Source organism: Anoxybacillus sp. FSL W8-1294 (genome assembly GCF_037965005.1).
Classification (GTDB): Bacteria; Bacillota; Bacilli; order Bacillales; family Anoxybacillaceae; genus Anoxybacillus; species Anoxybacillus flavithermus_G.
This window is the reverse complement of record NZ_CP150179.1, coordinates 498,300-522,500: the sequence shown is the minus strand read 5'-3', so window position 1 is coordinate 522,500 and position 24,201 is coordinate 498,300. Positions and strand designations below refer to the sequence as shown.

The following is a 24,201-nucleotide window of genomic DNA, read 5'->3' as shown; positions in this document are numbered from 1 at the left end:
CTCGATGTTCATCTACAACGTACAATGATGCACTTTTTTCACCAAACACGTAATGTTTAATAAAAACCGCTTCTTCTCCCTCTCGAACGATAACAAATAAGATAACATCAAATAAATCCGTCTCCGGAGAATAATCCGATCCTCTTTCAACCATTAAAATACCGAGAGTGCGTGACTGACTAGCTCGCTCTTGGTAAATCGGGCGTAACACATCTTCCATAATCGAATCCTCCACTTTTCAACATTGTTTGACCGTATTCGACATTTTTAAAAAAACTCCTGCTTGGTTAATGCTTATCATTCAAAACTTATGATATAGTTATGCGTAGGAGGAGATAAATGTGGGTGTAAAATATTCAAGCAAAATTAACAAAATTCGTACGTTTGCGTTAAGTTTAATTTTTATCGGATTTTTCGTCATGTATGGAGGCATTTTTTTTCGTACATCGCCGATTGTTATGACATTATTTATGATTTTAGGACTGTTGTTTATTATCGCAAGTACAGTCGTTTATTTTTGGATTGGTATGTTGTCGACAAAGACGGTACAAGTCGTTTGCCCTTCATGTAACAAAGTAACAAAAATGCTAGGTCGAGTCGATGTATGTATGTATTGCAACGAACCACTCACCCTTGACCCAACGCTCGAAGGGAAAGAGTTTGATGAAAAATATAATCGGAAAGTAAGGGACAAAAAAAGCTGATAGCATCGATGCTACCAGCTTTTTTAATGATGTCCCTTTTGACAATCCGGGCAAGTTCCGTAAATCTCCATCCGATGATGACTCACTTTAAAACCTGTCACATGTGCCGCTAAATCTTCTACTTCATCTAAGCCCGGGTAATGGAAATCGACAATTTTCCCACATGTTTCGCAAATAACATGATAGTGATGTGTCGTAACAAAATCGAAACGACTAGATGCGTCACCATACGTTAACTCTTTAACGAGACCGACTTCCTTAAACACGCGCAAATTATTGTACACAGTTGCGACACTCATATTTGGAAATTTTCCTTCCAAAGCTTTATAAATTTCATCCGCTGTTGGATGGGACATTGACTGAATCAAATATTCGAGTATCGCATGACGTTGCGGTGTAATACGGACGCCGGTTTCTTTCAACGCATGAAGCGCTTCTTTTAATTGATGTGCGTGCGTCACCGTCATGCCCCCACTTTCATTTATAAAAATTATAATTATTACTTTATAATTTTTATAAATAGTGTACAAAAAAATAAAACCTTTTGTCAATTGTATTTTCCGGAAAGAAAAAAGGACGACTCTACACAGAATCGCCACATACGTCTTTGAGGAGGTGTGTGCTCTACTATATCGTACGCAACGATTTCATTATTTGTTTGAGCTAATCGCCTGTTTTAAAGCGTTTAGCACCTCTTCAACATGCCCATTTACTTTCACTTTTCTCCATTCTTTTATAATTTGACCATCTGGGTCGATTAAAAATGTCGAACGCTCAATCCCCATATACTCTTTCCCAAAATTTTTCTTTAACTTCCACACATTATACAACTTCGCTACGTCTTGCTTTTCGTCGGCAAGAAGTAAAAACGGTAAGCGATGCTTTTCAATAAACTTTTTATGTCGTTCAATGGAATCAGGGCTGATTCCGATGACAACCGCCCCAAGTTCCGTAAATACTTCGTATTGATCACGAAACTCACAAGCCTCTGTCGTACATCCCGGCGTCATGTCTTTCGGGTAAAAATATAATACGATGTACTTCCCGCGAAATTGTGACAGCGTGACGTTTTCCCCATTACTTGCTGGCAATGTAAAATCAGGTGCTTTCATGATTCTCTCCCCTTATCTTCTTTCTGCATCTATCACCGTTCGGACAACAAAAGCGGCGGGTAGTGCGTAGCCGAGTAGCGCTTCGACCATCGCAATCCACCGACCAATTCCAATCGGTACAATATCCCCGTAGCCGACCGAAAGTAATGTAACTGCACTAAAATATAAACTCGTTTCGACATATTGAAAAAAGTTAGAAGCGTTTATATTCTCCCCATTTTCCATCATAACAACATGTCCATTTATATGCAAAATTGTATACACGAGTGCAAAACCGATCATTGTCGTTGAATAAACAAATAAAATGGCAATAAAATTTTTCACTGAAATAACAGAACGTTTCGTTTGCCAAAACGAAATAAAACTCATACATATAACAAAAACGATCATGCCAATCCACACATACGTCACAACATCCCCTCCTGTTCCTTTATATAATACGAGGGGATGTTTTATTTAATTCCCGGCACCACGATAACGTTTGACGCCCGCATTCCATAGCAGCAACGATAACGTAAAACATACAATGCCCATCACCGGTGTTAAAAATGAATACATATACCATTCCGTTTTACGCAAAAAATACGCCGACGGATACACGCCGACAAACGCAAACGGTAAAATCCATGTCAAAATGTAGCGAATAATACGATTATAAATATCAACCGGATATCTCCCATAGTTTCCTATGTTATACATCATCGGCATAATTGAACTGCGCGCATCAGACCAAAAACTGATACTTGCTAACGAAATAAAAATGCCTGCGTAAACAAACGTTCCTCCTAGCACGAACAACACAAACAAAATCGCATCATACCAATGAAACGTTATATCCAATCGAGACGCAGCATACCCCATGACAATGAAACCGGTAATGCCTCCAAGGAGCGACTCGAGTTCCATTCGTTCAAGTACAATTTGAAATAAACTATGCACAGGTCGAGTTAACACTCGATCCATCTCTCCGCGCACAATATATCGTTCATTAAAATCCCAAATGTTAAAAAATGAAGCAAATAAAGCGAAAGGAATTAAAAAGAAACCGTAAATAAAAATAATTTCATCGCGCGTCCAACCGTTTAATAATTGCGTATGCCCAAATACAACAAGAATAAAAATTAAATTTACCCCTTGAAACATCAGATCAGACAAAAACTCAACAACCAAATCCGTTCGATATTGCAACTTTGTCTTAATATATTGGCTCATATATTGGAAGAAAATAGACATATAAAACATATGTTCACCCCCCTTGAATGATAAGTTTTCGTTTGGCTGCTTTCCATAGCAAATAAATCGGAACGATCAGTACGACACACCAAACAGCTTGAAACATCATTCCTCTGATCGCAGCATCCCCTGTGAAGCTTTCCGTAAAAATCATACTTGGGATGTAACTAATCGCTTGAAAAGGCAAGTAGTGCATCACATGTTGCGCCCACTCGGGATAAAAACTAATCGGCAAAATGAGCCCCGAAAATAAATCAATGATGAAACGTTTAGCCCGAAGTAATCCCTCCCCGTTTAACGTAAAAAATGTGACCATCCCTGCTAATAAATTGAGCTGCGAGTTAATAATAAAGCTAAGCGTTGTCGATAAAGCGAAGTAACCCCACGTATGAACATTCGTTGTAAATTGAAGCGAAAAAACGAATGTAACGATAACCATGCCCGGAAGCGAGAAGAAAAGTAAGCGAAAAATTCCTTCTCCAAGCCCTTGCATCGTTTTCATGACTAAATAGTTGTACGGACGAATCAGTTCAATCGCCACTTTACCATCACGAATTTCCATCGCAATTTCACGATCAATGTTATTAAAATAAAACGCTCTTGCCATCCATGCGATCGCCACATACGTCGTCATTTGTTCTACTGTCATCCCTTGAATAGACGATTGCCCTCCATAAATGGCAGACCACAAAAAATAATACGCACCAATATTGATGCTATAAATAAAAATGCCGCTATAATAATTCGTTCGATAAGCTAACATCATTAAAAAACGCATACGAATCATTTCAATATATTTAGCCATGATGAATCCCTTCTTCATAAATGTTGCGAATAATTTCTTCCGTTGAAACTTCACGAATGTGAATATCTTTTAACTCATAGGAAGAAACAACTTTTCCGATCACATGTGCCATATCATTCGCGCGAACATGCGCAATCCAGCTGTATCGGTCTTCCCCTTGTTCCCATGTAACATGAACGAGCGATGTCAGCTCTTCTTTTGAAACAAGATCTCGAAATTGGAAGTGAATCTGTTTTCCTTCTCCCCAGTTTTGTTTTAAATGTTGCAATGACCCATCATAAATGATTTTCCCTTCATCAAGCATAATAACGCGTTCGCAAAGCGCTTCAATATCTGTCATATCATGCGTCGTTAATAAAATCGTCGTGTTGTATTTTTCGTTAATTTCTTTTAAAAACTGACGAATTTTTAACTTCACAAGCACATCTAAACCAATTGTTGGCTCATCTAAAAATAAAAGTGGCGGATTATGAATAAGGGCAGCAGCCAATTCACAGCGCATTCGTTGACCAAGCGATAACTTGCGCACCGGCTTATCAAGTAACGGACCAATATCTAACGTTTCAATGACATGATCCATATGTTCGTTATAGTCTTGGTCAGAAACGCGGTATACTTTTTTTAACAACCGGAATGACTCTTGCACCGCAATATCCCACCATAATTGCGATCGCTGACCAAACACAACGCCGATCGTCTGCACGAAACGTTCCCGCTCTTTATGTGGATTCATCCCATTCACAACAACTCGTCCAGATGTCGGCGTTAAAATTCCTGTTAACATTTTGATTGTCGTCGATTTACCTGCTCCGTTTTCTCCAATGTATCCAACCGTTTCGCCCTGTTTGACAGCAAATGAAATATCGTCGACAGCACGAATGATTTTATAGTTTCTCGTGAACAAATCACGAAACGCTCCTGCTAAACCAGACCGACTAGAGTAAGATTTAAATTCTTTCCGTAGTTTTTCTACTTCAATCGCATACATGTTCCTCACCCCTTATGAAATCACTATTCACTAGTGTAACGAAAATGTTGAAACTCAACAAATGGTGTGCTCAAATAAATGTGATAAAATAAACACCATGAAAGAAATTTTACATAAAAGGAGGAGGCTTCGCGTGAATTTTACGAAGTCTGAACAATTATATCAAGAAGCGCTCGAACATATCGTTGGTGGCGTCAACAGTCCTTCTCGTTCATATAAAGCGGTTGGAGGCGGTGCTCCTGTCGTTATGGAAAGAGCACAAGGGGCATATTTTTGGGATGTAGATGGAAACAAATATATCGACTATTTAGCTGCTTATGGCCCTATTATTACTGGACATGCTCATCCGCACATTACAAAAGCAATTCAACACGCAGCTGAAAACGGTGTTTTATATGGGACACCAACACCGTATGAAATTACGTTCGCGAAAATGTTAAAAGAAGCGATCCCTTCCCTCGAAAAGGTGCGTTTCGTCAATTCGGGAACAGAAGCGGTCATGACAACAATTCGCGTCGCACGCGCATACACAGGTCGTGATAAAATCGTGAAATTTGCAGGTTGTTATCACGGCCATTCCGATCTCGTTCTTGTTGCGGCTGGTTCTGGACCATCCACATTAGGTACACCTGATTCAGCAGGGGTACCAAAAAGCATTGCACAAGAAGTGATTACTGTTCCTTTTAATGATGTCGATGCGTTTAAACAAGCTATGGATCGTTGGGGAAATGAAGTAGCAGCCGTTCTTGTCGAGCCTATCGTTGGTAACTTCGGTATCGTTGAACCAAAACCAGGCTTTTTACAAGCAATTAACGATATTGCTCACGCGGTCGGAGCGCTCGTCATTTACGATGAAGTCATTACAGCTTTTCGTTTTATGTATGGTGGCGCTCAAAACTTGCTCGGCATCGAACCAGACTTAACCGCACTCGGAAAAATTATTGGTGGCGGATTACCAATTGGTGCGTATGGCGGTAGAAAAGAGATTATGGAACAAGTAGCCCCACTCGGCCCTGCTTACCAAGCCGGAACGATGGCGGGAAATCCCGCTTCCATTTTAGCTGGTATTGCTTGTTTAGAAGTATTACAACAAGAAGGCGTGTACGAACATCTCGATCATCTCGGCGCGATGTTAGAGGCTGGCATTTTAACACATGCGAAAACATACGATATTCCTGTGACGATTAACCGTCTAAAAGGAGCACTCACCGTATACTTTTCAACAGAAAAAGTAGAAAACTATGAACAAGCCGAACGAACAGATGGAGAAATGTTTGCTAAATTTTTCAAGCTTATGCTTCATCAAGGGATTAATCTTGCTCCTTCGAAATATGAAGCATGGTTCATTACATTAGCCCATACAGAAGAAGACATTGAATATACAATTAGAGCAGTAGAACACGCATTTAAATCCTTAAAAAATGAATAAATATACAAAATAACGAGGTGATACGTATGTTTTCACCTCGTTTTTTACGCTCAAAATCAATGAAAACGCTTACAAATTTCATGAACTTTTTGTTACATAAACTGAATATCATATCCAAAAACATGAATAAATAATTGATTTTCTATCATGGTCGTGTTAATATAGACTATAAAATTTAGAAAATTTTATTTTTTAAAAAAAGTTTTTTGTAGGAGGTGGCGAAGGCGAGAAGCGAATGATAGTCGCTTGCAAGCCGCATGCTATGAAACAACGGTGGAATCCAGCTTCATTTCAACATTTTTACAAACATGAGCACGACGCGTGTGGAATTGTCGCTGCGGTTGAAAAACGACGCATCCCGACAAGAGAAAACATTACAACATGTATTAACGCCCTCGTCACAATGAATCATCGCGCAGGATTTATCAACGGAGAAGGAGATGGCGTCGGCATCCACATCGACATTCCAAAAGCACTTTGGAAAGAAAAATTGGCTGTTGCCCAACTTAATCCTCAACTCGTTGACCGCGACGATTTTATCGTTGGCCATATATTTATTACACGAACAACGAACGTGGAAGAAAAAAAAGCACGTATGCGCCAATTATTTGCTCAGTCCCAATTGACGCTCATTTTTGAATCTGACCGCGTTACATCTTCTTCAGCGCTCGGTCCAATTGCTTTACGCGAAGAACCAGTATTTTGGCAAGTTGCTCTTTTACCAAATCATCAACAAAAAACATTATCTCAAACATTATTTGAATTAACAATTGAGATCGAAAAAGATGAACATATTCATGTCGCTTCGTTAAGCAATCATCACGCGATTTATAAAGTCATGGGTGCTGGTGATATTTTACCAAAATATTATCATGACTTAGCGAGTCCGCTTGTCGCATCTACGATGACACTTGGCCATAATCGCTATTCAACAAATACATTATCAAACTTTTTCCGCGTTCAACCGTTCAGCGTCCTAGGTCATAACGGTGAAATTAACACGATTGCCAAACTACGTGAAGAAGCAACAATGATCGGTGTCCCATTGACAAACGGCGGAAGCGATTCGCAAGATTTAAGCCGTACGATGGAAACGCTCATTTATCGAGATGGTTATACACTATTTGAAGCGATGGACTTTTTATTCCCTCCCATCGTAAACGAAATCAAAAACTATCCAGATCATTTACAAGATTTATATACTTACATTCGCGAAGCTTGGGGACATTTTGCTCAAGGTCCTGCCGGAATCATTTCGCGCCATGCTGATGAAGCGGTATTTAGCGTTGATGCGCTCGGATTGCGCCCACTTTGGAAAGTTGAGACCGAGCATCGTTACGTATTCGCATCTGAGCCAGGCATTATTCCAACGTGCGAATACACAGGAGAACCAAAACCGCTCGCCCCAGGGGAAAAAATCGGCTTAAAATGGCAAGCGGACGGAACGATTCGTGTTTATGAATACGCAGATTATCAACAAGAAGTATACAATCGTATTCGAAAGCGTTTAAATATTGAAAATATGCGCCAACGTCTACAAACGCCGACATTCAAACCTTATGTGCTCGTTGCTCAACCAACAAAAGTGCATAATGGACAGTACGCTGCATTCGGTTGGGATCGCGAACATATTCAATTGCTCGAACAAATGGCGGAAAAAGGTGCTGAACCGATTCGCTCCCTCGGTCACGATGCTCCGCTTGCAGCGATCGATCCTGAACGAAAAAACATTGCTGATTTCATAAAAGAAAGTGTGGCGGTTGTCACCAACCCTGCTATTGACCGCGACCGCGAAACAGAACATTTTTCGACGCGCGTGGTTGTCGGAAAGCGGCCAAGCATTGTTTCACATGAAGAACATCCGTACACAGTTGAACTTCTTTCACCTATTTTAATTGAAGGAAAGCTCGGAAACGAATGTGCCGAAACATTGCAACAGCCATCATATGATCAACTCGTTCATGCATTTGAAGAAAAACAATTAGCGTACTTTATATCAGCGACGTTCGTTGAGCACGAAACGATCCCGATGGCGCTTAATCGCTTAGGCAAAGAAGCATGTGAAGCTGTCGCAAATGGGAAAACATTACTTATTATTGACGATGTAAAAGCGCATCAAAGTGGGCATTTATGGATTGATCCGCTCCTTGTCATATCAGCCATCGATCAAGCATTAACAAAAGCGGGGATAAGAAGACATTGTTCTCTCTTACTTCGCTCCGGTGCGATTCGCTCACTTCACGACTTGATCGTCGCTTACGGACTCGGCGCGAACGTCATTAGCCCATATTTAATGTTTGCGACAGTAGCTGACACGTCAACTCGTCCAGCAATTCATTTATATCAAGCGTTAAATAAAGGGCTCGAAAAAGTCATCTCAACGATCGGGATTCATGAATTGCGCGGATATAGCCGACTATTTTCGTCCATTGGATTGCATGACGAAATCGCAGCTGTACTAAATATCGTTAACTTTTTCGGCTCGCACACACTTATCCAAAATTTTGACACATTAAAACAAGATGCGATTGCACGAGCTAAAGATTTTGAATCAGAGCAAGCAAAGTTACGAAAAACGTTTCACGTATTCCCACGTATTTGGAAGGCAATTGGCGAAGTAGCTCAAACCGGCTCATACGACAGCTATCGTGACAAATTGACAGAAATCGAAACGGGGACACCAACAGCCATTCGCCATTTAACAGACTTAAAACAAGCAGACGTCCCTGCAAAAAAAGAACACGTCGACATTTCAGTTGGTGAACATAGCTTGCCGTTTGTCATTGCTTCGATGTCATTCGGTTCACAAAATGAAATTGCCTTTCGTGCATATGCCGAAGCAGCAAATCGCCTCAACATGATTAGCTTAAACGGTGAAGGTGGCGAAATTAAAGATATGCTCGGTAAATATCCACGCACGCGCGGGCAACAAGTCGCCTCTGGTCGATTTGGCGTTAATGCTGAACTACTTAATTCATCCAATTTGCTTGAAATTAAAATTGGGCAAGGGGCAAAACCGGGCGAAGGTGGTCATTTACCTGGTTCAAAAGTAACAGCTAAAATTGCTGAAGCGCGAAATGCAACGATCGGCTCTGACTTAATTTCACCGTCAAACAACCATGACATTTATTCAATCGAAGACTTAGCGCAAATGATTGCTGAATTAAAAACAGCAAATGACCAAGCAAAAGTGGCTGTCAAAGTGCCTGTCGTCCCTAATATCGGCACGATTGCGGTCGGCATCGCAAAAGCTGGCGCTGACATTATTACGCTAAGCGGTTTTGACGGAGGCACAGGAGCAGCACGCATTCATGCCATTCAACACGTTGGCTTACCTGTAGAAATTGGCGTCAAAGCGGCACATAACGCCCTTTTAGAAGCCGGATTACGCCATCAAGTGGAAATTTGGGCAGACGGCGGCATTAAAAGCGCGATGGACGTGATTAAAGTTATGCTTCTCGGCGCCAATCGCGTCGGTTTCGGAACGTTAGCGATGATTGCCATCGGATGTACGACATGCCGTGGTTGTCATTTAGATACGTGCCATGTCGGAATCGCTACGCAAATTGAATCAGAAGCACAAGCAAAAGAACACGGTTTGCGTCGCTTCGTTCCAAGACAATTCGAGCAAGCCGTACAAAACTTAGTTCGTTTCTTTACCGCGTTCGGTGAAGAACTTAAAGCGCTCACCGCATCGCTCGGTTATACAAACTTACAACAACTTGTCGGTCGCTCTGACTTACTTGAACAAACACGCGGACGCGATCGGATAAATTTAGCGACGTTATTAAAACCATTGGAGATCGGTCAATGGTATCAAAAAGAAGTAGCAGCAACATCAGAAGAAGGAAAGCTTGCCGTTGCAGTTGGTGCGGAATATTTAGATTACCAAGTTGAAGACTTGCACCGCTCACGTGAATTTTCAACTGTCACAGCTGAACAGCGTGTGCTCGGTAGCCGTGTTGCATGCCATCGGGTACGTGGTCGATTAGACGGATCGTACAAAAAATTGCCAAATATTTCTCTACGATATAAAGACGGCTCTGTACCTGGCAATGGACTCGGTGCGTATAACGTCACGGGCATTCATATTCACGTCGATGGCGGAGCACAAGATGGCGTCGGAAAAACATCGTTTGGTGGCGGCATCTTCATCTTCAAAGCAAAAGGAAAAGACGGAAAGTTTTACAACGGATCAGTCGGAAAAGGATTTGGCTACGGTGCCCAAAAAGGACTATTAGTCGTGCAAGGAAATGCTGATGCACGCGCAGGCATTCGCCTATCAGGGGCGGATATGATTATCGGCGGTCAAGTGACAAAACCAATTCCTGAAGTAGAACATGGCAATATCGGTGTCAACGCCAACATTAAAGGTTTTGCCTTTGAATATATGACAAACGGACGCGGGCTCGTTCTCGGCGATCCAGGGCCATGGATTTGTGCAGGAATGACAGGCGGTGTCGTTTATTTGCGTCATCAGCCAGAAATGGGATTAACGAAAACAGCTCTTGAACGTCGCATCGCCAAAGGAGCGAACGTTACGATTCAACCGCTTAACGAGAAAGGAAAAGCGGACGTGACAGAACTGCTTCGCACATATGTTGATTTGCTTATCGAACACGAACAGCACGACGAAGCAGCAATGCTTCAACCGTTGTTGCAACAACCGGAACAACACTTTTTCCAAGTCATCCCGAAAAAAGAGCAAGCAGATCCATCGGTGTCAACAGAATAAATATAAAAAGAACTGCTTCAAAAAAATGAGGCAGTTCTTTTAATTTTTTTCCTTTTTTCTTGATATACTGATAAAAAACATGTATATTTTTTTGTTGTTCTAACAAGATGATAAAAAAGAAAGGAATTTGAGCGACGATGAGACTTGGAGCCCGCGTCTTTAAAACCGGGATTGCGATTACATTTGCATTAGTTTTAGCAAAATTGTTGCAGTTACCTTCCCCTGTATTTGCTGGCATTTCTGCTGTATTTGCGATGCAACCGACCATTTACCGTTCATACTTGTCCTTAATTGAACAAGTGCAAGCAAATGTCATCGGTGCGGTTTTTGCGATTGTTTTTACACTTATTTTCGGACACGATCCGTTTATTATCGGATTAACTGCCATTTTAGTTATTGCGTTATTTCTTCGTCTTCGTTTAGAATCTTCCATTTCTGTCGCGCTTGTAACGGTCATCGCAATTATGGAATATACGGGGGAACACTTTATTGAATTTGCGCTTATTCGCTTTTCTACGATTATGTTAGGTGTGTTGTCCGCGTTTGTCGTGAATTTAGTGTTCCTTCCACCGAAATACGAGAAAAAACTATATACGAAAATTGTCGAATATACAGAACAAATTTTAAAATGGATTCGCATGAATATTCGCCATGCATCTGAGCACCATCTGTTGAAGGAAGATATTGAAAAGTTTAAAGAGAACATGATGAAACTTGACCAACTTTATTTACTCTACAAAGAAGAACGAACGTATTTCCGTAAACATAAATATAGTAAGTCGCGCAAACTTGTCCTGTATCGACAAATGATTGTTGCAACAAACCGCGCCTTAGAGACGTTAAAGCTACTGCATCGTTTAGAAAACGAGCTGTCGCATACACCTGCTGAACTTCAAGATGCAATAAAAAACGAACTCGATTGTTTATTAAATTACCACGACCAAATATTGCTGAAGTTTATCGGGAAAGCAAAATCTGATCCACAATCACAATTTGCAACGGAAGCGTGTTCTGGAAAAAAAGGATTAATTCGCTCGTTTTTAAACCATTATGTTGAACAAAGCGTCGAACAAGAAAATTATCAACTATTTCCTCTGATCGGAGCGATTATTGAATATAGTCACCAACTTGAACATTTAGACACACTGATCGAAAGTTTCCATCATTATCATAAAGAAGAACATGTCGTGCCTACTCCTGAACAAGAATAAAAAGATGTCCCGCCAAAGAAACGGGACATCTTTTTTAGCTTTCCCTTCCGTAGACACTCTGGAAACACTAGCCACAAGCAAGAAACCGCTGTTTTAAAATAAAGTATGTACCTTTTACTTTCCATACATAATAAACTTTTTATACCAATGTTCTACCACTTCAGGAGCAAACGGTCCCTTTTTTTCTTTAATCCATTGAATTAATTTTTGAATGTTATTTTTTAAAATCTTATCAATAATTTCAGGATAGTTCATTTCGTCGCGATGTCGTTCATATTCATCACGATCTAATATATCGTACTGACCGTTTGGAAATACTTTAATATCCAAGTCATAATCAATATATTTCAACGCTTCTCCATCCCAAACGTAAGGAGAGCTCATGTTGCAATAGTAATACACACCTTCTGACCGAATCATCGCAATAATGTTAAACCAATGCTTCTCATAAAAAAAACAAATGGCCGGCTCGCGTGTCACCCATGTTCTTCCATCAGCTTCCGTCACAAGTGTGCGATCATTGCCGCCAATGATTTCTTCTTCGCTTCCCTTCAACACAACTGTCTCTTTCCATGCCCGATGAATATGCCCATCATGTTTATAACTATGAATTTGAATGATCGCCCCTGTCTGTGGATACTCCATACACATTCCCTACTTTCATTCGACGCTTTTTCTTCTATTATAACGTTAATCAGCGAGGAAGAAAAAGGGCATCGGACGAAAACCGATGCCCTTTGCCCATTATTGATTTTTCTTTGCTTCTGATTTTGCATTTTGTTGCTTCACGTGTTGAACATCTGTTTCAGCAGAAAACTCTGTTCCATATTGACCAGCATTTTGTTGTTTCACATGTTGAATGTTTGTTCCTGCTGCTGTTTTGTTTGGTTTCATCCTATTTCGCGCAGGAGACTCCCACTTCAACGACCAAAGAGAGTAAGTGGGAGAGGAATGCGCGTTCCCCCTTTCTTTTGTGTATGATATAATAAAGACGTGGAGAAAACCGTTCAATAAAGGCACTCCAATAACTGCTACTCGATGTATGGAGTTGGTTACAGGAAACGTTGTAACCGTAAAACATCGAGCGTAGGTCCGTCTGTTGTGTGTGGAAGCCAAGTACTGCCAACAGACACACCGAGAGAATCGGTAACGATGCAGGCATGACCTGCGTCGTTGGGTAGTCGTCAACCTGCCCCTGATGCAACCCCAAGTCAAGGAAGGAGGACGAAATCCGTTTGCACTTCTGGGGAGTTGCAAGCCCTCACTTCAAGCGTTAGCTAAGTGGGGGTAGTTGACGATACTCACCTCCACGCTTATTACTTTGCGTCATCTACTTAAAAAATATCCGTATGAATAATTTTTATTTCGCTTTCTACACTACATAAAGAGGTGAGAAAAATGTATGTTGGACGCGACTTGGCAGCCCTTCAAATGATTCCGAAACAAAAGTGGAAAGATAGCGAGTTAGCATTTTTTCACCATGTCTTCCAACAAGTCACTCCATATTTGAATGCAGAGGGACAAACGTTACATCGTGAAATGATCGAAGAAATTGAAGCAAGAGGCGGTTTACAACGAAACGAAGCAACATATACAAATGGAACACGAGTATTTTACGAGTAAAGGCATATGCCTTTACTCGTATGCTTGCCATATTTTTTGGTATATGACCGGGAACGCATATTGGTTTAGTTCATCGACTGTGACCCATTTATTCGTCTCGTCATCGATTTGTAATTCAAGCGCGTTTCCTTTATATGCTTCAATATGCCACACGATATGGGAAAATACGTGTTCGAATGTACCGATTCGTTGTATTGAACGAAGCACGACATGATATCGTTCGCTTATTTCTTTTATAAATGCTTGTTCATTCGATGTCGGAGCATGTTCGTCATTTGGAAATTGCCATAAATTCGCAAGCAATCCGCTACTTGGTCGTTTTTCAATTAATATGTTTCCGTCTTCATTGACGAGCACAATGGCACGGAAGGCAACATGCTTCGGTGCTTTCGCTTTCGTTTTTACTGGCAGCTGCTTTTCTACCCCTTCAGCAAACGCACGACAATGTCGTTGAACGGGGCATAATAAACAACTCGGATTTTTCGGCGTACATATGAGTGCACCAAGTTCCATTAACGCTTGATTAAAATCAGACGGATTGGTATGTGAAATAATATGGGATACAATTTGTTCGAACTTTTTTCTTGTGCTTCCTTTCGCAATGTCGTCTGTAATATAAAAAATACGCGATAATACTCGCATCACATTTCCATCTACCGCAGGCTCAGGAATATCGTAAGCAATGCTTAATACCGCACCCGTTGTATATGGTCCAACGCCCTTTAATGAAGAAAATTGTTCCTTAGACGCTGGCACACGTCCACCATACTTTTCTTTTACTTCTTTTACAGCTGCATGTAAATGGCGAATACGGGAGTAATATCCGAGCCCTTCCCATACCTTTAACACTTCTTCTTCCTCTGCGTCAGCTAACGCGTCTAAAGTCGGGAACTTTTCAATAAACTGATAAAAGTAAGGGATGACCGTATCGACACGCGTTTGTTGCAGCATGACTTCTGATACCCATATTTTGTATGGATCTTTTTCTTTACGCCATGGTAAATCACGTTTCTCCGCTTGAAACCACTGAATTAAATCGTGCTGAAATTGCTCAATATGAAAATGGTCCAATATTTGTTGTACATTTTCTTTCACGTTCATTCCTCCATGGTGGTAAACTAAAAGTAAGTCCAATCGGAAAAAGGAGGCCTTTTATTTGGATACTGGTACACACGTTTTAATGGGATTTGCATTAGGTGGATTAGCGACGCTCGATCCAACGATTGCGAACGATCCGACGCTAGCTCACGCGGTGCTCATCGGCACGATCATCGGCTCGCAAGCACCTGATATCGACACTGTTTTAAAATTAAAAAATAACGCCAAATATATTCGCAACCATCGCGGCATCACCCATTCCATCCCCGCGTTATTTGTTTGGACGCTGCTCATTAGCGTTGCCCTTTTTTACGTGTATGGTGCATCGTTTTTTCACATCGCGCTTTGGACGTTTATCGCTGTCAGTTTTCATGTGTTTGTCGATATTTTTAATTCGTATGGCACGCAAGCATTACGTCCTTTTTCAAAAAAATGGATTGCCCTCGGTATCATCAATACATTCGACCCGTTCATTTTTATCATTCACTTAGCTGGTGTCATCCTATGGCTGAACGGGCACCATGCTGGGTATACGTTTCTCGCTGTGTACGTTGTGCTCATTGGTTACTATATCATCCGCTTTCGTCAACAACAAGCAATAAAACGCAAGATCAAACAAATGTTTTCGGATGTCGAACAAATTATTACCGTACCGACAATAAAATGGAATGAATGGCATTTAGCTATGACAACATCAACCCACTTTTACGTTGCTCGCTCGCAAAGGGGGGCGATTAACGTGCTCGACATGTTCGAAAAATGCCCTATTCCAAACATTCCTGTCATTGAAAAAGCAAAACAAGATGAAAATTTAGCGGCATTTTTGTCGTTTTCACCTGTATATCGCTGGGAAGTTCATGAGTATGACGACCATTATGAAGTGCGTTTTATTGATTTGCGTTACCGAAGCAAAGATTATTATCCATTTGTTGCGGTCGTGCAGCTTGATCGCGACTTAAATATTGTTAGCTCCTATACAGGATGGATTTTTAACGAGAAGAAATTGCGTAAAAAACTAGAACTTATTCCAGGCTAAAGTAAACGGGCGGTGTTCATAAATCACCGTCTATTGATGAATACTATACGTGTGCTTCAAGAGCACGACATCACGTCTGGGGGGACTAACAGTGGGCAATAAAGAACGAGGCTTTCCGAATCAAAACAACGAAAAATTAGAAGGTGAGCCACGCGCAAAAGCGGAATACGCATCAAAACGTGCAAACGGAACAATTAATACGCACCCTCAAGAGCGAATGCATGCGTCAAGTCAACGTGGCGACATCGAGGAGGAATAAAATGGGCAAACATTGGCGCAAAAAATTTTATGATAACCGTTATTCCGATCCTTTCCTGAAACCATGGGCAAACCCGAAACACGCTCATGCCCAAGTAAACGGTGAAACACAACAATCACAAAGTTTAATGATTTTACATTCTGAGGTAAGTAAGCGAAAAGCATGATGAAAAAGAGGTTGACGCTCGTGTCAACCTCTTTTCTTTAACAATGAAATAGGTAACGCTACTTCTGTATCTGGGTCATTCAAGCGATATCCCCATGCGAATACACCGTTCACATACTGAAGTTTAAATAGTGACTGTGGGTCTCCTTCAATTTCGTAAAACTCTCCTGGTTGAAAGTTATCGGGATTTAACAAATACGACTTCGCCACAGCCATTTTTCTTTCGTACACCGCGTATTCGTTTACCATGCCCATTTGTTCTGCTTTTCGTGCTTTTTCAGTTAATGTGGCGATCTCTTGTTTTAATTCCCATTCACTCATTTCACTATATCGTTTTTGTTCCATTCTCCCCACTCCAACTTTATGACTAACTCACCCTCATCGTATCATAAAGCGAAGCTAAAATACATAGATGGATATAAGGATAAATATTCCATCCGTCGATACACAATAAAGCATCGGTATAATCGTTCCTTTTTTACGAACTAGGCCGACAACGGAAACTGTCGCAACAACGTTTAATCTTGACAACTGCTTATGTATACGTCTTCCTTATTGTTATAAATATAAATACACCGTTTTGGGACGATTCCGACCATATTCAAGATCGCTCCCGTCTTCGTTCACCAAAACGTATAGCAGAAACGATTATAAATGAATATAAGCGACAGCCAGAAATCGTCATTGAGTAGGAGGAGTTACTCCTCCTTTTTTTGTTCTAAAAACTTCTCAATGAGTGAGAGCGAAAAACCTTTTCGATATAACGCCTGTTTTATTTTTTGTTCGTACGTGTAACGATCATATTTTTCGTAACGGCGATGTGCTTTTTCCCCGTAATATACGAGCGCTTCCCATTCCGCTCCATCATCTGCAATCATATGCTGTTTTGCCATTTCAACAATATGTGAAGGAAAACCTTTCATATGCAACAGTTGTGCAATGTATGCTTTTTGTTCTTGATGCGACCGTTTTTTCGATTGCTTATTTATTTTTTCCACCCACTTGATCGCTTTGTCTCGTTGCATATCCTCTGTATAGCGTTCCATCGCTTGTGCGATCATATCTTCACTTATCCCTTTATCCATTAGCTCTTTATAAATCACATAAGGTCCTTTCATTGTCGTATTTACTTGCGTTTGCACGTACGCATGTGCAAATTGCTCATCGTCTATATATCGTTCCTGTTGTAGCTTTGCAATCACTTGTTCAATCGTCCGAACATCTATGTCCCTTTTTTTCAAATAGTCAACAACTTCTTGTTTCGAGCGCATACGGTAAGCTAAAAAACGAAGCGCCATCTTATACGCTTGTTTTTCATGATCTTTTTTCATCATCTCCTCGCATTGGGCCGCTGTCAACATCATTCCTTTTCTCATTCGATATTCAATGAGGACATCTTGATCAACGGAAACGATTTGTTTATCGCCACTTTCCTTAACGAGATGAACGTAAAAACGTTCAGCATTTTTTCGATCTACTTCAATTTTTTCAATCCACATATGTTGAACACACCTTTTCTTTCTTTTTTCCTAAAAACAACGCATAATGAAGGAAAGGAGGGAAAAAAATGAATATTTTAATAGCTGGAGGAACTGGTTTTGTCGGTCAAGCGTTAACGGCGTACTTTGCTCAAAAAGGTTATCATATGTATATATTAACGCGAAATGCCCAAAAGCAGGAACACCATCGTTATATTCATTATGTACAATGGCTAACGAACGAAGCAAATCCTCTTGAACAACTTCCTTATATCGATGTCGTCATTAACTTAGCTGGAGAATCAATTAATAGCGGTCGTTGGAACGACGCGAGAAAACGAACAATTGTCGAAAGTCGGTTACAAGCGACAGAAGCGATATACGAGCTCATCGCACAAATGCCGAACAAGCCAAGCGTCGTCATTCAAGCGAGCGCAATCGGCATTTACGGGACATCACTACACGAAACATTTACCGAGCGTCACAACAAAGTCGGAACAGACTTTTTGGCTGAAACAGTGAAGAAATGGGAAGAGGCTGGACAACGTATCGAATCACTCGGCGTCCGCACAGTATTCATGCGCTTTGGCATTATTTTAGGGAAACATGGTGGCGCCCTGCCACGCATCGTGCTTCCGTACAAATGGTTGATTGGCGGAACAATTGGAAGCGGCCAACAATGGATGTCGTGGGTGCATATCGACGATGTCGTCGGTGTAGTGGATTTTGCGATTCGAAATGGAAATATATCGGGTCCGGTCAACGTCACCGCCCCACAACCTGTAACAATGAAGCAGTTCGGAAAAACAGTCGCAAACATATTACATCGCCCACACTGGCTACCCGTCCCATCATTCGCGTTACAATTGCTGTTAGGAGAAATGAGCATGCTCGTGTTGGAAGGACAACGCGTCATCCCAGAAAAACTACTGCAAGCTGGCTACCGTTTTTCTTTTCCAACTATTGATCGAGCGCTAGCGAACATACTACAATCGTAACGAATACAATAATAGAAAAAGAAATAAGGGAGCTTGCTATGAAAGATATATTACTAAAGTACGGTACGATATACCCAATCACTTTCCCACCGATGAAGGGGGCTGATGTACGTATTGAAAATGGAAAAATTAAGGAGATAGGCTATGACCTTCCTGTATATGAACAATCAGAAGTTATTGATGTCTCAGGAAAATACGTCTTTCCAGGTTTTATCGACGTTCATACACACCTTGGTTTATATGACGAAGGAACGGGATGGGCGGGCAACGACGCGAACGAAACGATTGAAACGATGACGCCGCATGTGCGTGCCATTGATAGCGTATATCCACTCGATCCAGGTTTTCGCGATGCAATCGAACATGGGATTACAACGGTACACATTATGCCAGGAAGTGCAAATGTCATCGGAGGAACGACGGCAGTCATTAAAACGTACGGAAAAAACGTCTCAAAAATGATTGTGAAAGAAACCGCAGGTCTAAAACTCGCCCTTGGAGAAAACCCAAAACGAATGCACAGTCAAGGAAATAAAGAATCACTTACACGTATGGGCATTATGGGGATGCTTCGCGAGACGTTTTATAACGCCAAATATAGCGATTGGCCGCACGATTTTCGTACGATCCCTATCATTCAGGCGTTAAATCGCGACATCCCGATTCGTGTCCACGCCCATCGTGCTGATGATATTTTATCCGCCATTCGTTTTGCTGATGAATTCGGGCTTGACTTACGCATCGAACATTGTACCGAAGGGCATCTCATTGCTGAAGAACTGCAAGGGCGAGATTTACAAGTTTCTGTCGGACCAACACTAACACGTCGATCGAAAGTAGAATTGAAAAACAAAAGTTGGAAAACGTATAAAATTTTATCTGATGCCGGCGTTCATGTTTCGATCACGACAGACCATCCTTACACACCGATTCAATATTTACACATTTGCGCGGCGATCGCTGTACGCGAAGGACTTGATGAACAAAAAGCGCTCGAAGGCATTACCATTTTACCAGCGCGAAATTTGGGAGTGGACGACCGAGTCGGCAGCATAGAAGTGGGCAAAGATGCTGACATCGTCGTTTGGAATTACCATCCGTTTCACTACTTAGCAACCCCTATATTCACGATGATTAATGGAGAAATAATATACAAAAAAAATTAATAAAAAAACTATTTATTTTTTACATCATTTCAAGTATGATATAAAAGGTTATGTACAAAAAACTATATATGTATGCGATAGTAAGGGAAGGCAAATGGTGCGCCACCAGCAGTGCGCTGGTTCTAGTGGGTTCGATTCCCACCCCGAAATTTTTTGATTTGCATAAATTAAAAAATTTCGAGGGTGGCTCGTTCCCTATGGTCGACTGCCCTCGTGAATGGAGGGAGATACGATGCTTAAAAAACGTGAACTGCAAGATTGTCAAGCGTTATACGAGCTTATGGTGCACCCGGATGTCTTCCCTTTCGTGCGCCATAAAGCATATTCATACGAGGAGTTTTTATTTATTACGAAACAAACAATCGAAGCCGAAGAACGCGGTGAACTCATTTCGCGCACCATTTTAGATGAGTGGGGCAATCCGATTGGAACGATTAACTTATTTGATATTGAAGATGGTGCTGGCTTTTTAGGCACATGGCTCGGAAAACCGTATCATGGGAAAGGATACAACCAACTTGCCAAAGACGCCTTCTTTAACGAACTGTTTTATGAACGTTCCATCAACACGATCTTCATGCGCATTCGCAAAGTCAACGTCCGCTCCACAAAAGCTGCTGAAAAACTTCCTTACGTCACCCTTGCTAATGAAACGAGAAAGCGATTATGGGAAGAAATTAATCAAGGTGAAGACATATATAACTTATATGAAATTTCAAAGGACAACTATACGTTATATGCGATGCGCCAACAAAAAGCTGATGATGAACAACAATTAAAAGAAGCGTAACCTGTTCTGTGCGAACAGGTTTTTTTATTTGGATAATTTTTTATTTTTCTGTTCATAATGTTAACGCTACATTTGAAAAAAGCGAGGGATACATATGTCTGACAAAAAGAAACGTGGGAAAACAAAAAGTACGCTCTCGAGAGCACAAGAAGTGACCTATGCCCGCGATTTTAAGCGTGCCGATCAAGCTGGAGGATTCACCGCCAAGCACGCACGCCATTAACAACATTCTCCATTCATTTTTTTCGCTATTCGTCACATGCTAGTAGCGAAATGAGACGAAGAAGGTGTCCGAATGTCGGGACACCTTCTTTCCTAACCTCGTAACTCGTACTACACTCTAAACTTCGCCACTTCACTTCTTAATTTCTCGGCCATTTCAGCTAACGATGTAGCTGCGGACATGATTTCTTCACTAGAAGCGAGTTGTTCTTCAGAGGAAGCAGAAATTTCAGCCGTCCGTTCAACGAAACGTTTCGCAATCGACGATACTTCATCCATGGACGCATGCACTTGATGGACACCAGCCGACATTTGTTCTGAAACCGCTGATAGCTCTTGAATTTGTTCATTCACTTGTTCAATCGAACGTAAAATTTGTGCAAAAAATGTTCCTGCCTCTCCCACGAATTTTGTTCCTTGTTTCACTTCTTCTGTTCCTTTTTCAACAATGCTGACGACATGGCCTGTATTTTGTTGAATCATTTCGATTAACAGGGCAATTTGATTGGCCGATTCGCGTGATTGTTCCGCCAATTTACGCACTTCGTCCGCCACAACCGCAAATCCTTTGCCATGCTCTCCTGCGCGCGCTGCTTCAATGGCTGCGTTAAGCGCCAATAAATTTGTTTGTTCAGCAATACCGACGATGACATCAACAATTTTCCCGATTTGTGCTGATTTTTCGTTTAGCTCTTTAATCACTGCATTCGTTTCATTTGTTGATTGGTTAATTGTATTCATTTGTACAACGACTTTTTGTAAATACTGCTGTCCGACAGTCGCTTGCTTCGTCGTCTCTGCCGCAGAGTTCGCTACAACGGTAGCTGTTTGAGCCATCCGCTCAATTCCTGCTGCCATCTCACTAATAGCCTGCACGCTCTCTTCTGCATGTTTTCCTTGCATTTCTGCCCCTTGAGCTACTTCTTGAATGGCTGTCGTTACTTCTTCCGTTGCTGTGCTTGCCTGCTCAGCGCTTGCCATAAGTTCTTGTGCCGAAGCAGACACATGCTCTGTCGCTGCGCTTACTTGTTGAATAAGCTGTTTTAAATTGTGAGCCATTCGATTAAACGACTTCGCCAAATCACCAATTTCATCTTGATTTGTCACATGAATATCATCAACCGACAAATCACCGTGTGCAATTTTTTCAGCATGATCGGAAATTTGTTTCACTGGTCTTGCGATTTTTTCGCTAATATAAAGCGCAATTGCCATACTCACAAAAAAGGCGATACCAATTGTAATAAGCGTCATGTATTTCATATCTTTTGCTTGTTGTGACAACATCGCGCTCATTTGCTGTAAATGTTTTTCTAGTGCTGCCCGCGCTTGCTCACCCGCTTCAGTTACTTCTAACGCAATGGCATTTCCTCGCTCTTTCATGAGGCGTGAAATTTCAGCCATTTGACCTTGCTTTTTGAACTCCACTACCTGTTTCGCAATATCACGATAGTCTTGCTCTGCTTTTACTAACCGATCAACCGCTTCCTTTGTTTTGCTCTCTAACTGTAATGATGTCATTTTTTCTTGATTATCCGCAAATTCGCTCGCTGCTTGTTCAAATGCATTTAAACTTTCAGGTTTTCCGTTAATTAAATATTCCTCTACAGCAATTTGTTCGCGCAACGCTGCATTTTGCATACTTGTAACAATATTTATTTGTTCAAACCCACGGCTGTTGATTATCCAAAATTAGGCATACTACTCCCATATATTCGGGCATACTCAAATAAGACAGCTGCCATCTCGGATTTCCATTCGAGAGGAAGTTGCCCAGAGAAAAAACGACGGACAAACGAAAGAAAGGTAAGGGACGAGGTTGTCCGTTTTTCCGTTCGATGATATAGCCATCTCAGTAACACATAAGCGATAAATGCCGCAAAAAGTTGGTTGTATACCGCATGCTCGTTGGTGCCAAATAAGGTCGGAACGTTTAGATATTGCTTGATCCATCGGAAAAACACTTCCACTGTCCAACGTTCTTGATACATCTCGGCAATCTTTTCCGCCGATGCCTCTAAGACGTTCGTGACCACACGGATTTCATGCCCGTTCGCATCCTGAAAGATCACGACGCGATGGCGCTTTTTGGAACGACATTGTTTCGTTCCTAACTGGCAAGTAAAATCCGCCACAATAGAAGAAGAGGAGGAAGAAAGGCGCTTTAGGCTCTTTTTTTGATGGATCTCGACATTGTCTTTCATCCGAATCACAAACGGTTGCTTCTGTTCGACAAACCGATCGAGGCGTTCAATTTTAAAGTACGCTCGATCTTCGACAAGAACCGTTTGTACGTCTGTGAGCCGCTCTCCCACCGGTCCATCGTGGCGCAACCCTACGGTTTCTACGATGTCGCTCGGCATTTGTTGCTCAGGGGAATACGCGACGTGCATTTTCACTCCGGATCGTTCCCCATGATAGGGTGCCCATGTCAGGCGGTTTTTCCCCACGGTGACGGTCGTGGAGTCTACTATACGCAATGCTTTTGGAAAGCGAAGCGAACGGCGGGTTTGGCGATTGCACTTAGAAACAACCAAAGCAAATAAGCGCTTCATCACCTCGTACGGAACTTCTTTCGCTTTCTTAGAAACCGTCGAGTAATGAAACGTCGGCAATCCGTACATTTTCGCCACATCGGCACCATGACGGAAACTTTTCCATTCGTGAAGTGCCGCCAGCAGAAAAAAATCAACCAACGTGCGCACCGTAAACGTCCGCGAAGTGTCATGGTAGCCAACGGCTTCGGTAATCGACTGGAGATCTTCATCAGAAACAATTTTTTGCATCAAATTTGGGAGTGTGGTATGCTTGTGCATAGAGAGCACCTCCTAGGTTTGTTTGTGTTGTTACTTACATTCTACAGGAAAGGTGCTCTTTTTTCTATGTTTTTTATGGATATTATTGGTTAATCAACACGCCTGGTTCAAACCCTTCTTTCATCGCATTATAATACTGCTCATCAATTTGTTGTAAACGATTATATGTAAGCATACTTACGACAAAAAATAACAATAACACTGGAAGAACCGTCGCAATTATTTTTTTTCTTACCGTTAAACTCATGATGCTTCCCCCTGTCTTAGTAAAATAAAAAAGCTGCCCAAACAAAGTAAATAGAGGCAGCTATAGTTCGACACGTATCCTAGAGA

The 24,201-nt window shown here is 41.4% G+C and carries 27 protein-coding genes (1 of these 27 cut by a window edge); 12 read left to right on the top strand and 15 right to left on the bottom strand.

Features of this window, described 5'->3' with window-relative positions; all coding sequences use genetic code 11:
* Positions 1-220: the beginning of a nucleotidyltransferase-like protein gene (locus NSQ23_RS02805; protein WP_339172772.1), read on the bottom strand. Its footprint begins 671 nt before the window's first position; the window shows 220 of its 891 coding nt (coding positions 1-220); the start codon lies at positions 218-220; its stop codon lies off the left edge, out of view.
* Between the two features lie 121 nt (positions 221-341).
* Here NSQ23_RS02805 and NSQ23_RS02800 point away from each other — a divergent pair, with 121 nt between their 5' ends.
* Positions 342-704, top strand: a complete 363-nt coding sequence (locus tag NSQ23_RS02800; protein ID WP_004888918.1) for a YgzB family protein — start codon at positions 342-344, stop codon at positions 702-704.
* A 23-nt stretch (positions 705-727) separates the two neighbouring features.
* Here the strand turns inward: NSQ23_RS02800 and perR are convergent, their stop codons facing one another.
* From perR to NSQ23_RS02770, 6 genes are all read right to left on the bottom strand, one after another.
* Positions 728-1,171 (bottom strand): peroxide-responsive transcriptional repressor PerR, encoded by a 444-nt coding sequence (gene perR, locus NSQ23_RS02795; protein WP_004888917.1) that lies wholly within the window; start codon positions 1,169-1,171, stop codon positions 728-730.
* 183 nt (positions 1,172-1,354) lie between these two features.
* Positions 1,355-1,816 (bottom strand): thioredoxin-dependent thiol peroxidase, encoded by a 462-nt coding sequence (gene bcp, locus NSQ23_RS02790; RefSeq protein ID WP_077429385.1) that lies wholly within the window; start codon positions 1,814-1,816, stop codon positions 1,355-1,357.
* Between the two features lie 12 nt (positions 1,817-1,828).
* Complete coding sequence (locus tag NSQ23_RS02785) at positions 1,829-2,227, bottom strand: potassium channel family protein (protein WP_041637782.1); 399 nt, start codon at positions 2,225-2,227, stop codon at positions 1,829-1,831.
* A gap of 45 nt (positions 2,228-2,272) precedes the next feature.
* Positions 2,273-3,058: an ABC-2 family transporter protein gene (locus tag NSQ23_RS02780; RefSeq protein WP_004888914.1), complete on the bottom strand. Its 786-nt coding sequence runs from the start codon at positions 3,056-3,058 to the stop codon at positions 2,273-2,275.
* 4 nt (positions 3,059-3,062) lie between these two features.
* Positions 3,063-3,854 (bottom strand): ABC-2 family transporter protein, encoded by a 792-nt coding sequence (locus NSQ23_RS02775; RefSeq protein ID WP_006322070.1) that lies wholly within the window; start codon positions 3,852-3,854, stop codon positions 3,063-3,065.
* Positions 3,847-4,842 carry an ATP-binding cassette domain-containing protein gene (locus NSQ23_RS02770; protein ID WP_064214532.1) on the bottom strand — a complete coding sequence of 332 codons (996 nt, stop codon included), beginning with the start codon at positions 4,840-4,842 and terminating at the stop codon, positions 3,847-3,849. Before NSQ23_RS02770 ends, NSQ23_RS02775 begins: the two co-directional genes overlap by 8 nt.
* A 133-nt stretch (positions 4,843-4,975) precedes the next feature.
* Here NSQ23_RS02770 and NSQ23_RS02765 point away from each other — a divergent pair, with 133 nt between their 5' ends.
* The 3 genes from NSQ23_RS02765 to NSQ23_RS02755 all read left to right on the top strand — a co-directional run bounded on the left by NSQ23_RS02765 (position 4,976) and on the right by NSQ23_RS02755 (position 12,217).
* Complete coding sequence (locus NSQ23_RS02765; protein ID WP_035018424.1) at positions 4,976-6,271, top strand: glutamate-1-semialdehyde 2,1-aminomutase; 1,296 nt, start codon at positions 4,976-4,978, stop codon at positions 6,269-6,271.
* 262 nt (positions 6,272-6,533) lie between these two features.
* On the top strand, positions 6,534-11,006 hold the full coding sequence (locus tag NSQ23_RS02760) for a glutamate synthase-related protein (protein WP_339172767.1): 4,473 nt from the start codon (positions 6,534-6,536) through the stop codon (positions 11,004-11,006).
* Positions 11,007-11,143: 137 nt separating this feature from the next.
* Positions 11,144-12,217: an aromatic acid exporter family protein gene (locus NSQ23_RS02755; protein WP_004888909.1), complete on the top strand. Its 1,074-nt coding sequence runs from the start codon at positions 11,144-11,146 to the stop codon at positions 12,215-12,217.
* 114 nt (positions 12,218-12,331) lie between these two features.
* Here the strand turns inward: NSQ23_RS02755 and NSQ23_RS02750 are convergent, their stop codons facing one another.
* Together NSQ23_RS02750 and NSQ23_RS02745 are read right to left on the bottom strand one after the other, a co-directional pair.
* On the bottom strand, positions 12,332-12,862 hold the full coding sequence (locus NSQ23_RS02750) for a DUF402 domain-containing protein (RefSeq protein WP_339172765.1): 531 nt from the start codon (positions 12,860-12,862) through the stop codon (positions 12,332-12,334).
* Positions 12,863-12,961: 99 nt separating this feature from the next.
* Entirely contained in the window at positions 12,962-13,111 is a 150-nt protein-coding gene (locus NSQ23_RS02745) for a gamma-type small acid-soluble spore protein (RefSeq protein ID WP_339172763.1), read from the bottom strand.
* 504 nt (positions 13,112-13,615) lie between these two features.
* Here NSQ23_RS02745 and NSQ23_RS02740 point away from each other — a divergent pair.
* Positions 13,616-13,840: a cytosolic protein gene (locus tag NSQ23_RS02740; RefSeq protein ID WP_339174247.1), complete on the top strand. Its 225-nt coding sequence runs from the start codon at positions 13,616-13,618 to the stop codon at positions 13,838-13,840.
* 12 nt (positions 13,841-13,852) lie between these two features.
* Here NSQ23_RS02740 and mutY read toward each other — a convergent pair whose 3' ends face one another.
* Positions 13,853-14,941 carry an A/G-specific adenine glycosylase gene (gene mutY, locus NSQ23_RS02735; RefSeq protein WP_339172761.1) on the bottom strand — a complete coding sequence of 363 codons (1,089 nt, stop codon included), beginning with the start codon at positions 14,939-14,941 and terminating at the stop codon, positions 13,853-13,855.
* A gap of 55 nt (positions 14,942-14,996) precedes the next feature.
* On the opposite strand from mutY, the gene NSQ23_RS02730 reads away from it, so the two are divergent.
* From NSQ23_RS02730 to NSQ23_RS02720, 3 genes are all read left to right on the top strand, one after another.
* Entirely contained in the window at positions 14,997-15,974 is a 978-nt protein-coding gene (locus NSQ23_RS02730) for a metal-dependent hydrolase (protein ID WP_339172759.1), read from the top strand.
* 91 nt (positions 15,975-16,065) lie between these two features.
* Positions 16,066-16,233: a small, acid-soluble spore protein K gene (locus NSQ23_RS02725; RefSeq protein WP_004888903.1), complete on the top strand. Its 168-nt coding sequence runs from the start codon at positions 16,066-16,068 to the stop codon at positions 16,231-16,233.
* A 1-nt stretch (position 16,234) separates the two neighbouring features.
* Positions 16,235-16,399 (top strand): YpzG family protein, encoded by a 165-nt coding sequence (locus NSQ23_RS02720; RefSeq protein ID WP_081253675.1) that lies wholly within the window; start codon positions 16,235-16,237, stop codon positions 16,397-16,399.
* A 23-nt stretch (positions 16,400-16,422) separates the two neighbouring features.
* Here NSQ23_RS02720 and NSQ23_RS02715 read toward each other — a convergent pair whose 3' ends face one another.
* Positions 16,423-16,743, bottom strand: a complete 321-nt coding sequence (locus NSQ23_RS02715) for a YfhH family protein (RefSeq protein ID WP_339172755.1) — start codon at positions 16,741-16,743, stop codon at positions 16,423-16,425.
* Between the two features lie 353 nt (positions 16,744-17,096).
* Positions 17,097-17,897, bottom strand: coding sequence for a recombination regulator RecX (gene recX, locus NSQ23_RS02710; RefSeq protein ID WP_339172753.1), 801 nt, complete (start codon positions 17,895-17,897; stop codon positions 17,097-17,099).
* A 68-nt stretch (positions 17,898-17,965) separates the two neighbouring features.
* On the opposite strand from recX, the gene NSQ23_RS02705 reads away from it, so the two are divergent.
* From NSQ23_RS02705 to NSQ23_RS02690, 4 genes are all read left to right on the top strand, one after another.
* Entirely contained in the window at positions 17,966-18,874 is a 909-nt protein-coding gene (locus tag NSQ23_RS02705; RefSeq protein ID WP_064221136.1) for a TIGR01777 family oxidoreductase, read from the top strand.
* A gap of 38 nt (positions 18,875-18,912) precedes the next feature.
* Positions 18,913-20,040: an amidohydrolase gene (locus NSQ23_RS02700; RefSeq protein ID WP_339172751.1), complete on the top strand. Its 1,128-nt coding sequence runs from the start codon at positions 18,913-18,915 to the stop codon at positions 20,038-20,040.
* 232 nt (positions 20,041-20,272) lie between these two features.
* The gene (locus NSQ23_RS02695) at positions 20,273-20,830 is read left to right on the top strand and encodes a GNAT family N-acetyltransferase (protein WP_339172750.1); all 558 of its coding nucleotides are present in this window, start codon (positions 20,273-20,275) and stop codon (positions 20,828-20,830) included.
* 94 nt (positions 20,831-20,924) lie between these two features.
* The gene (locus NSQ23_RS02690; RefSeq protein WP_081253673.1) at positions 20,925-21,053 is read left to right on the top strand and encodes a YfhE family protein; all 129 of its coding nucleotides are present in this window, start codon (positions 20,925-20,927) and stop codon (positions 21,051-21,053) included.
* A gap of 110 nt (positions 21,054-21,163) precedes the next feature.
* Here NSQ23_RS02690 and NSQ23_RS02685 read toward each other — a convergent pair whose 3' ends face one another.
* The 3 genes from NSQ23_RS02685 to NSQ23_RS02675 all read right to left on the bottom strand — a co-directional run bounded on the left by NSQ23_RS02685 (position 21,164) and on the right by NSQ23_RS02675 (position 24,115).
* Positions 21,164-22,693 (bottom strand): methyl-accepting chemotaxis protein, encoded by a 1,530-nt coding sequence (locus tag NSQ23_RS02685; RefSeq protein WP_339172748.1) that lies wholly within the window; start codon positions 22,691-22,693, stop codon positions 21,164-21,166.
* 41 nt (positions 22,694-22,734) lie between these two features.
* On the bottom strand, positions 22,735-23,868 hold the full coding sequence (locus NSQ23_RS02680) for an IS4 family transposase (RefSeq protein WP_339170758.1): 1,134 nt from the start codon (positions 23,866-23,868) through the stop codon (positions 22,735-22,737).
* Positions 23,869-23,950: 82 nt separating this feature from the next.
* A complete protein-coding gene (locus NSQ23_RS02675) occupies positions 23,951-24,115 on the bottom strand; it encodes a hypothetical protein (RefSeq protein ID WP_339172745.1) in 165 nt (54 codons plus the stop codon).
* Positions 24,116-24,201: the final 86 nt, after the last annotated feature.

Excerpts from the sequence above, each read along its gene's own strand:
- NSQ23_RS02780 (WP_004888914.1), bottom strand. The coding sequence starts at position 3,058 with ATGTTTTATATGTCTATTTTCTTCCAATATATGAGCCAATATATTAAG.
- mutY (WP_339172761.1), bottom strand. The coding sequence starts at position 14,941 with ATGAACGTGAAAGAAAATGTACAACAAATATTGGACCATTTTCATATT.
- NSQ23_RS02715 (WP_339172755.1), bottom strand. The coding sequence starts at position 16,743 with ATGGAACAAAAACGATATAGTGAAATGAGTGAATGGGAATTAAAACAA.
- NSQ23_RS02770 (WP_064214532.1), bottom strand. The coding sequence starts at position 4,842 with ATGTATGCGATTGAAGTAGAAAAACTACGGAAAGAATTTAAATCTTAC.
- NSQ23_RS02680 (WP_339170758.1), bottom strand. The coding sequence starts at position 23,868 with ATGCACAAGCATACCACACTCCCAAATTTGATGCAAAAAATTGTTTCT.
- NSQ23_RS02760 (WP_339172767.1), top strand. The coding sequence starts at position 6,534 with ATGAAACAACGGTGGAATCCAGCTTCATTTCAACATTTTTACAAACAT.
- NSQ23_RS02685 (WP_339172748.1), bottom strand. The coding sequence starts at position 22,693 with ATGCAAAATGCAGCGTTGCGCGAACAAATTGCTGTAGAGGAATATTTA.
- NSQ23_RS02700 (WP_339172751.1), top strand. The coding sequence starts at position 18,913 with ATGAAAGATATATTACTAAAGTACGGTACGATATACCCAATCACTTTC.
- NSQ23_RS02675 (WP_339172745.1), bottom strand. The coding sequence starts at position 24,115 with ATGAGTTTAACGGTAAGAAAAAAAATAATTGCGACGGTTCTTCCAGTG.
- NSQ23_RS02745 (WP_339172763.1), bottom strand. The coding sequence starts at position 13,111 with ATGAAACCAAACAAAACAGCAGCAGGAACAAACATTCAACATGTGAAA.
- NSQ23_RS02695 (WP_339172750.1), top strand. The coding sequence starts at position 20,273 with ATGCTTAAAAAACGTGAACTGCAAGATTGTCAAGCGTTATACGAGCTT.
- NSQ23_RS02690 (WP_081253673.1), top strand. The coding sequence starts at position 20,925 with ATGTCTGACAAAAAGAAACGTGGGAAAACAAAAAGTACGCTCTCGAGA.
- NSQ23_RS02705 (WP_064221136.1), top strand. The coding sequence starts at position 17,966 with ATGAATATTTTAATAGCTGGAGGAACTGGTTTTGTCGGTCAAGCGTTA.
- NSQ23_RS02740 (WP_339174247.1), top strand. The coding sequence starts at position 13,616 with ATGTATGTTGGACGCGACTTGGCAGCCCTTCAAATGATTCCGAAACAA.
- NSQ23_RS02775 (WP_006322070.1), bottom strand. The coding sequence starts at position 3,854 with ATGGCTAAATATATTGAAATGATTCGTATGCGTTTTTTAATGATGTTA.
- NSQ23_RS02720 (WP_081253675.1), top strand. The coding sequence starts at position 16,235 with ATGGGCAAACATTGGCGCAAAAAATTTTATGATAACCGTTATTCCGAT.
- recX (WP_339172753.1), bottom strand. The coding sequence starts at position 17,897 with ATGTGGATTGAAAAAATTGAAGTAGATCGAAAAAATGCTGAACGTTTT.
- NSQ23_RS02755 (WP_004888909.1), top strand. The coding sequence starts at position 11,144 with ATGAGACTTGGAGCCCGCGTCTTTAAAACCGGGATTGCGATTACATTT.
- NSQ23_RS02750 (WP_339172765.1), bottom strand. The coding sequence starts at position 12,862 with ATGGAGTATCCACAGACAGGGGCGATCATTCAAATTCATAGTTATAAA.
- perR (WP_004888917.1), bottom strand. The coding sequence starts at position 1,171 with ATGACGGTGACGCACGCACATCAATTAAAAGAAGCGCTTCATGCGTTG.
- bcp (WP_077429385.1), bottom strand. The coding sequence starts at position 1,816 with ATGAAAGCACCTGATTTTACATTGCCAGCAAGTAATGGGGAAAACGTC.